Below are 7181 nucleotides of genomic sequence, written 5' to 3'. Positions count from 1 at the left end.
CGAGAAAAACTGGCTTGAATCCATAATCAAAAAGCAAACTAGGAAGCTAGCCGTAAGCTGTACTTGAGTACGGTAAGGCGACGCTGACGTGGTTTGAATTTGATTTTCGAAGAGTATTACTGCCCTTCATTTCTTATTAGCTGACTTTATGATATAATGAAAAACGAGGTAAATTGAATGAAAAGTATAAAATTAAATGCTCTATCTTACATGGGAATTCGTGTCTTGAATATTATTTTTCCCATCTTAACTGGAACCTACGTCGCGCGTGTCTTGGACCGAACTGACTATGGTTACTTCAACTCAGTCGACACTATTTTGTCATTTTTCTTACCCTTTGCGACTTATGGGGTCTATAACTACGGTTTACGAGCCATCAGTAATGTCAAGGATAACAAAAAAGATCTGAATAGAACCTTCTCCAGTCTTTTTTATTTGTGCATAGCTTGTACAATTTTGACCACTGCGGTCTATATCCTAGCCTATCCTCTCTTCTTTACAGATAATCCAATCGTCAAAAAGGTCTACCTTGTTATGGGGATTCAACTCATTGCCCAGATTTTTTCAATCGAATGGGTCAATGAAGCTCTGGAAAATTATAGTTTTCTCTTTTACAAAACTGCCTTCATCCGTATCCTGATGCTGGTCTCTATTTTCCTGTTTGTCAAAAATGAACACGATATTGTTGTCTATACACTTGTGATGAGTTTATCGACACTGATTAACTATCTGATTAGTTATTTTTGGATTAAAAGAGACATTAAGCTTGTTAAAATTCACATCAGTGATTTTAAACCGCTCTTTCTCCCTCTGACAGCCATGTTGGTCTTTGCTAATGCCAATATGCTCTTCACTTTTTTGGATCGTCTCTTCCTCGTTAAAACAGGGATTGATGTCAACGTTAGTTACTACACCATAGCTCAACGAATTGTGACCGTTATTGCTGGTGTTGTAACAGGAGCTATCGGAGTGAGTGTGCCTCGTCTTAGTTACTATCTAGGAAAAGGCGATAAGGAAGCCTATGTTTCTCTGGTTAATAGAGGTAGTCGAATCTTTAACTTCTTTATCATTCCACTGAGCTTTGGACTCATGGTTTTAGGACCAAATGCCATCCTACTTTACGGTAGTGAAAAATATATCGGAGGTGGCATCTTGACCTCTCTCTTCGCTTTTCGTACGATTATCCTGGCCTTAGATACCATTCTTGGTTCCCAAATTCTCTTTACCAATGGCTATGAAAAACGTATCACAGTCTATACAGTCTTTGCTGGGCTACTCAATTTGGGCTTAAATAGTCTCCTCTTTTTCAACCATATCGTGGCTCCTGAATACTACTTACTGACAACTATGTTATCAGAGGCCTCTCTACTTGTTTTCTATATCATTTTCATCCATAGAAAACAACTTATTCACTTGGGACATATCTTTAGCTATACTGTTCGATACTCTCTCTTTTCACTTTCTTTCGTAGGAATTTATTTCCTGATCAATTTCTTGTATCCTGTGGATATGGTCATTAATTTGCCATTTTTGATGAATACTGGTTTGATTGTCTTGCTATCAGCTATCTCTTATATTGGTCTACTTGTCTTCACAAAAGATAGCATTTTCTATGAATTTTTAAACCATGTCCTAGCCTTAAAAAATAAATTCAAAAGATCATAGGAGTTTAAAATGAAACAACTAACCATTGAAGATGCCAAACAAATTGAATTAGAAATTTTGGATTATATTGATACTCTCTGTAAAAAGCACAATATCAACTATATTATTAACTACGGTACTCTGATTGGGGCGGTTCGACATCAAGGCTTTATTCCTTGGGACGACGATATTGATCTGTCCATGCCTAGAGAAGACTACCAACGATTTATTAACATTTTTCAAAAGGAAAAAAGCAAGTATAAGCTCCTTTCCTTAGAAACTGATAAGAACTACTTTAACAACTTTATCAAGATAACCGACAGTACGACTAAAATTATTGATACTCGAAATACAAAAACCTATGAGTCTGGTATCTTTATCGATATTTTCCCTATAGATCGCTTTGATGATCCTAAGGTCATTGATACTTGTTATAAACTGGAAAGCTTCAAACTGCTGTCTTTCAGTAAACATAAAAATATTGTCTATAAGGATAGCCTTTTAAAAGATTGGATACGAACAGCCTTTTGGTTGCTCCTTCGACCGGTTTCTCCTCGTTATTTCGCACATAAAATCGAGAAAGAAATTCAAAAATATAGTCGTGAAAATGGTCAGTATATGGCTTTTATCCCTTCTAAATTTAAGGAAAAGGAAGTCTTCCCAAGTGGTACCTTCGATAAAATAATTGATTTACCCTTTGAAAATTTAAGCCTTCCAGCACCTGAAAAATTTGATACTATTTTGACACAATTTTATGGAGATTATATGACCCTACCACCAGCAGAAAAACGCTTCTACAGTCATGAATTTCACGCTTATAAATTGGAGGATTAGGATGCAATATTTAGAAAAAAAAGAAATTAAAGAAATTCAACTAGCTCTGCTAGACTATATTGATGAGACTTGTAAGAAACATGATATTCCTTATTTTCTCAGTTATGGAACCATGCTTGGAGCCATCCGCCACAAAGGTATGATTCCTTGGGATGATGATATTGATATTTCCCTTTATCGTGAGGATTATGAGCGTTTACTGAAGATTATTGAAGAAGAAAATCACCCTCGCTACAAGGTTCTTTCCTACGATACATCTTCTTGGTACTTCCATAATTTCGCATCGATTTTGGACACTTCTACTGTTATAGAAGACCATGTTAAGTACAAGCGTCATGATACCAGCCTTTTCATCGATGTCTTCCCAATTGATCGATTTACAGACTTGAGCATTGTCGACAAGAGCTATAAGTATGTGGCTCTTCGTCAACTAGCTTATATCAAAAAATCACGAGCAGTTCACGGTGATAGCAAATTAAAAGATTTTCTTAGATTATGTAGCTGGTATGCCCTCCGAGTGGTCAATCCCCGTTACTTTTACAAGAAAATTGATCAGCTAGTCAAAAATGCTACAACCAACTCTCCTCAATATGAAGGAGGAATTGGGATCGGTAAGGAAGGGATGAAAGAAATCTTCCCAGTTGATACCTTTAAAGAACTGATTTTGACTGAGTTTGAAGGTCGTATGTTGCCTGTGCCAAAAAAATATGACCAATTTTTAACCCAGATGTATGGGGATTATATGACACCACCATCAAAAGAAATGCAAGAATGGTATAGTCATAGCATTAAAGCTTATCGTAAAAACTGATTGAGGGCGACCATACAAACTACTAAGATAGAGGTTATTCAAAAACATAATTTTAGTAGAAAATGAAGTAAATATTCCTACAATAAAACGCATAATATCAAGGTTTTCAACACCTGATATTATGCGTTTTATAATTTTAAAGACTTTTTTCTATAGTAGATTGAAATAAGATACGAACAAATCAATTAGAAAATTCAAATTAATTTCTAGAAATATTTTAGTATTCCTGTGTACTGTTCTAAATTCAGTCTGCTATATCTTATTTTTCTATTTAAATCGCTTCTGTAACAAAGCTACGACTTTCAAGTACCTTAAGCATGGCATTAGCTGTATCTAGCGCTGTGAAGAGGGGCACCCCGTGTTCAATGGCTGAACGGCGGATTTGCTCACCATCTTCGTCAGCAGTTCGTTTTGTTCCAACTGTGTTAATGATAGCTTGAATTCTTCCTTTACGAACAAAGTTTGGAATATCCTTATCGTCATCACCAATCTTACCAACAGGCTGAGCATGTAATCCATGACTGGCAAAGAAGGCTGCTGTCCCTTCTGTCGCGAGGATTCCATAGCCAATATTTTGAAAACGACGAGCCAAGTCCAAGGCTTCTTCTTTGGCATCATCAGCGATGGTAAATACAACATTTCCAAAGGTTGGCAAGTGGAGGTAAGAAGCTTCAAAAGCTTTATAGAGAGCTTTTTCCAAAGTAGTATCAGAACCCATAACTTCCCCTGTTGACTTCATTTCAGGACCAAGTAAGCTGTCTACCTTAGCTAGTTTGGTAAAGGAGAAGACAGGTGCCTTGATATGAACGCGAGTGCTTTCAGGGTAAAGTCCATCTTGGTAGCCAAGTTCTTCAAGGTTTTGACCAAGAATGAGCTTGGTCGCTACTTGAGCCATAGGAATATTAGTTACCTTAGAAAGGAATGGAACGGTACGGCTGGCACGTGGATTGACCTCAATAACGTAGACTTTTTCATCCTTGATAACAAACTGAATGTTCATCATTCCAAGACAGTTGAGGCCGATTGCTAGGCGTTTGGTGTAGTCTGCGATGGTTTCCTGCACCTTTTGAGACAAGGTTTGCGGAGGGTAAACAGCCATTGAGTCACCTGAGTGGACACCAGCACGTTCGATATGCTCCATGATACCTGGGATAAGGACATTTTCACCATCTGAGATGGCATCAACTTCGCACTCCTGACCAACGATATAAGAATCGACAAGAACTGGGTGGTCTGGACTAGCCTTAACCGCTGTACGCATGTAAGAACGAAGATCTTCTTCATTTTCTACGATTTCCATGGCGCGTCCACCAAGTACATAAGATGGGCGAACAAGGACTGGGAAACCAATCTTACGTGCTGCAAGAACTGCTTCTTCTTCATTGGTAGCCGTTTGTCCTGGTGGCTGTGGAATGTCCAATTCTTTGAGAGCTTGCTCGAAGAGGTCACGGTCTTCAGCACGGTCTAGGTCAGCGACCTGTGTACCAAGGATGGTCACACCTGCTTTTGCCAATGGCTCCGCAAGGTTGATAGCTGTTTGACCACCGAACTGAACGATAACCCCTTTTGGTTGCTCCAAGTCGATGACATTCATAACATCTTCGAATGTCAATGGCTCAAAGTAAAGCTTGTCTGATACCGAGAAGTCTGTTGAAACAGTCTCTGGATTTGAGTTCATGATGATAGCTTCATAACCAGCTGCCTGGATAGCCTTAACTGAGTGAACCGTTGCATAGTCAAATTCGACCCCTTGACCGATACGGATTGGACCTGAACCTAGGACAAGTACAGATTCTTTATCAGATCTGATAGACTCATTTTCCCATCCATAGGTTGAATAGAAATATGGTGTTTCAGAATCAAACTCCGCAGCACAGGTATCGACCATCTTATAAACTGGAACAATCTTGTTTTCCAAGCGAAGTTGATGAAGTTGATCAGCAGTTGTTTTCCAAAGTTCCGCAATCTTACGGTCTGAGAAGCCATTAAGTTTAGCTGTTTTCAAGACTTCTAGATCTTGTGGATGAGCACCCAATTCCTGCTCAATTTCAAAGATATGTAGGAGTTTATCCAGATAAAAAATATCGATTTTTGTAAGCTCTGCAATTTCTTCAGGTGTGTAGCCACGACGAATTGCTTCTGATACGTAGAAGAGACGGTCATCTTGGGCTTTGACAACCTTTTCAATCAAGGCATCATCAGAAACTGCTGCAAGTTCAGGTATTTCATTGTGGTGCACCCCAATTTCAAGGGAGCGGCAGGCCTTGAGAAGAGATTCCTCGATATTACGACCGATTGCCATGACTTCTCCAGTCGCCTTCATTTGTGTACCGAGACGGCGTTCACCCTTTTCAAACTTGTCAAATGGGAAACGAGGAATCTTGGCAACCACGTAGTCAAGGGCTGGTTCAAACATGGCATAGGTTGAACCTGTAACTGGGTTGATGACCTCATCCAAGGTCAAACCTACTGCAATCTTAGCAGCCAATTTTGCAATCGGATACCCTGTCGCCTTAGATGCTAGGGCTGAAGAACGCGACACACGAGGGTTTACTTCGATGACATAATACTTGAAACTGTGTGGATCAAGGGCCAGCTGAACGTTACATCCCCCTTCAATCTTAAGGGCACGAATGATGCTCAAGCTCGCGTCACGTAGCATTTGGTTTTCATAGTCTGCCATGGTTTGCGCAGGAGCAAATACAATGGAATCTCCTGTGTGAATTCCGACTGGGTCAAAGTTTTCCATGTTACAAACAACCAAAGCATTGTCAGCTGAGTCACGCATCACTTCGTATTCGATTTCCTTGAAACCTGCAATCGAACGCTCAATCAAACATTGGGTCACAGGTGATAATTTCAAACCATTTTCAGCGATTTCACGCAATTCTTCCTCGTTGGCACACATACCACCACCAGTACCACCAAGGGTAAAGGCTGGACGAACGATAACTGGGTAACCAATTGTCGCTGCAAAGGCAACAGCTTCTTCGACTGTGTTGACAATTTCAGATTCTGGAATTGGTTGGTTGAGCTCTTCCATCAATTGTTTAAAGAGGTCACGGTCCTCCGCTTGATCAATGGCAGATAGATTAGTACCCAGAAGTTCAACACCAAGCTCATCTAGGATACCATTTTTAGACAATTCCATGGCCATATTAAGCCCTGTTTGACCACCGAGTGTTGGTAGCAAGGCATCTGGACGCTCCTTACGAAGAATACGTGTCACAAACTCAAGTGTAATCGGTTCAATATAAACCTTGTCCGCAATCTCCTTGTCCGTCATGATGGTTGCAGGGTTTGAATTAACCAAAACCACCTCATAACCTTCCTCTTTCAAAGACAAGCAAGCCTGGGTCCCAGCGTAGTCAAACTCAGCAGCCTGACCAATAATAATCGGACCAGAACCAATCACCATAATTTTTTGAATATCAGTACGTTTAGGCATATATAAGATATTAAGGGCGTCAAGCGGACAAAGCTAAAATAGGAGTTATGACGAAGAACTGTCAGTTCTAGGAATAACTATCTTTTTAGCACCGTCCGTAGCCCGTATTCAGTTCAGCAAATACGGACCACCCTTCTCCTTTCTATTCGTCGCCTCACTGAGCGACATTAAATAAATTCTCCGACGATTTTTTAGCGAAACGATATTTTTCGGTAAAAAATCTAGTGCAGGGAGTTTTTAGTTCGCCTGATAGCGACTAAAAGAAACGACCTGCCTTTCTATTCGGCAACTCTCAGATTTCCATTAAATAAGATACAAAGGACGAATAGAAAGCGATTGAATTTTAGGAAACCAAGGAAGGATTGACAATCCAAGTTGGTTTCTCTAAATTCCGAGCTTTCCGTCCGTGTTCAGTTACATAAATTCTCCGACGAGCTTTTACTC

General features: G+C 39.8%; 4 protein-coding genes. 3 read left to right on the top strand and 1 reads right to left on the bottom strand.

Annotation, left to right across the window (positions count from 1 at the left end; genetic code table 11):
• Positions 1-177: 177 nt before the first annotated feature.
• Genes tacF through HT708_RS01295 form a run of 3 tightly spaced genes read left to right on the top strand, consistent with a single transcriptional unit; the run spans position 178 to position 3289 of the window.
• Positions 178-1665, top strand: coding sequence for a type IV teichoic acid flippase TacF (gene tacF / locus HT708_RS01305; protein WP_000835909.1), 1488 nt, complete (start codon positions 178-180; stop codon positions 1663-1665).
• A gap of 9 nt (positions 1666-1674) precedes the next feature.
• Positions 1675-2478, top strand: coding sequence for a phosphorylcholine transferase LicD (locus HT708_RS01300; protein WP_000811884.1), 804 nt, complete (start codon positions 1675-1677; stop codon positions 2476-2478).
• A gap of 1 nt (position 2479) precedes the next feature.
• Complete coding sequence (locus HT708_RS01295) at positions 2480-3289, top strand: phosphorylcholine transferase LicD (RefSeq protein ID WP_001199655.1); 810 nt, start codon at positions 2480-2482, stop codon at positions 3287-3289.
• A gap of 271 nt (positions 3290-3560) precedes the next feature.
• Here HT708_RS01295 and carB read toward each other — a convergent pair whose 3' ends face one another.
• The gene (gene carB, locus HT708_RS01290) at positions 3561-6737 is read right to left on the bottom strand and encodes a carbamoyl-phosphate synthase large subunit (RefSeq protein ID WP_172925880.1); all 3177 of its coding nucleotides are present in this window, start codon (positions 6735-6737) and stop codon (positions 3561-3563) included.
• Positions 6738-7181: the final 444 nt, after the last annotated feature.

The sequence above is a fragment of the Streptococcus sp. 3613 genome, from assembly GCF_013277375.1.
Lineage (GTDB): Bacteria > Bacillota > Bacilli > Lactobacillales > Streptococcaceae > Streptococcus > Streptococcus pseudopneumoniae.
This window is presented reverse-complemented; position numbering and strand designations above follow the sequence as displayed.

Bases quoted from the DNA above. Each gene is read 5' to 3' on its own strand.
- HT708_RS01300 (WP_000811884.1), top strand. From the start codon at position 1,675: ATGAAACAACTAACCATTGAAGATGCCAAACAAATTGAATTAGAAATT.
- carB (WP_172925880.1), bottom strand. From the start codon at position 6,737: ATGCCTAAACGTACTGATATTCAAAAAATTATGGTGATTGGTTCTGGT.
- HT708_RS01295 (WP_001199655.1), top strand. From the start codon at position 2,480: ATGCAATATTTAGAAAAAAAAGAAATTAAAGAAATTCAACTAGCTCTG.
- tacF (WP_000835909.1), top strand. From the start codon at position 178: ATGAAAAGTATAAAATTAAATGCTCTATCTTACATGGGAATTCGTGTC.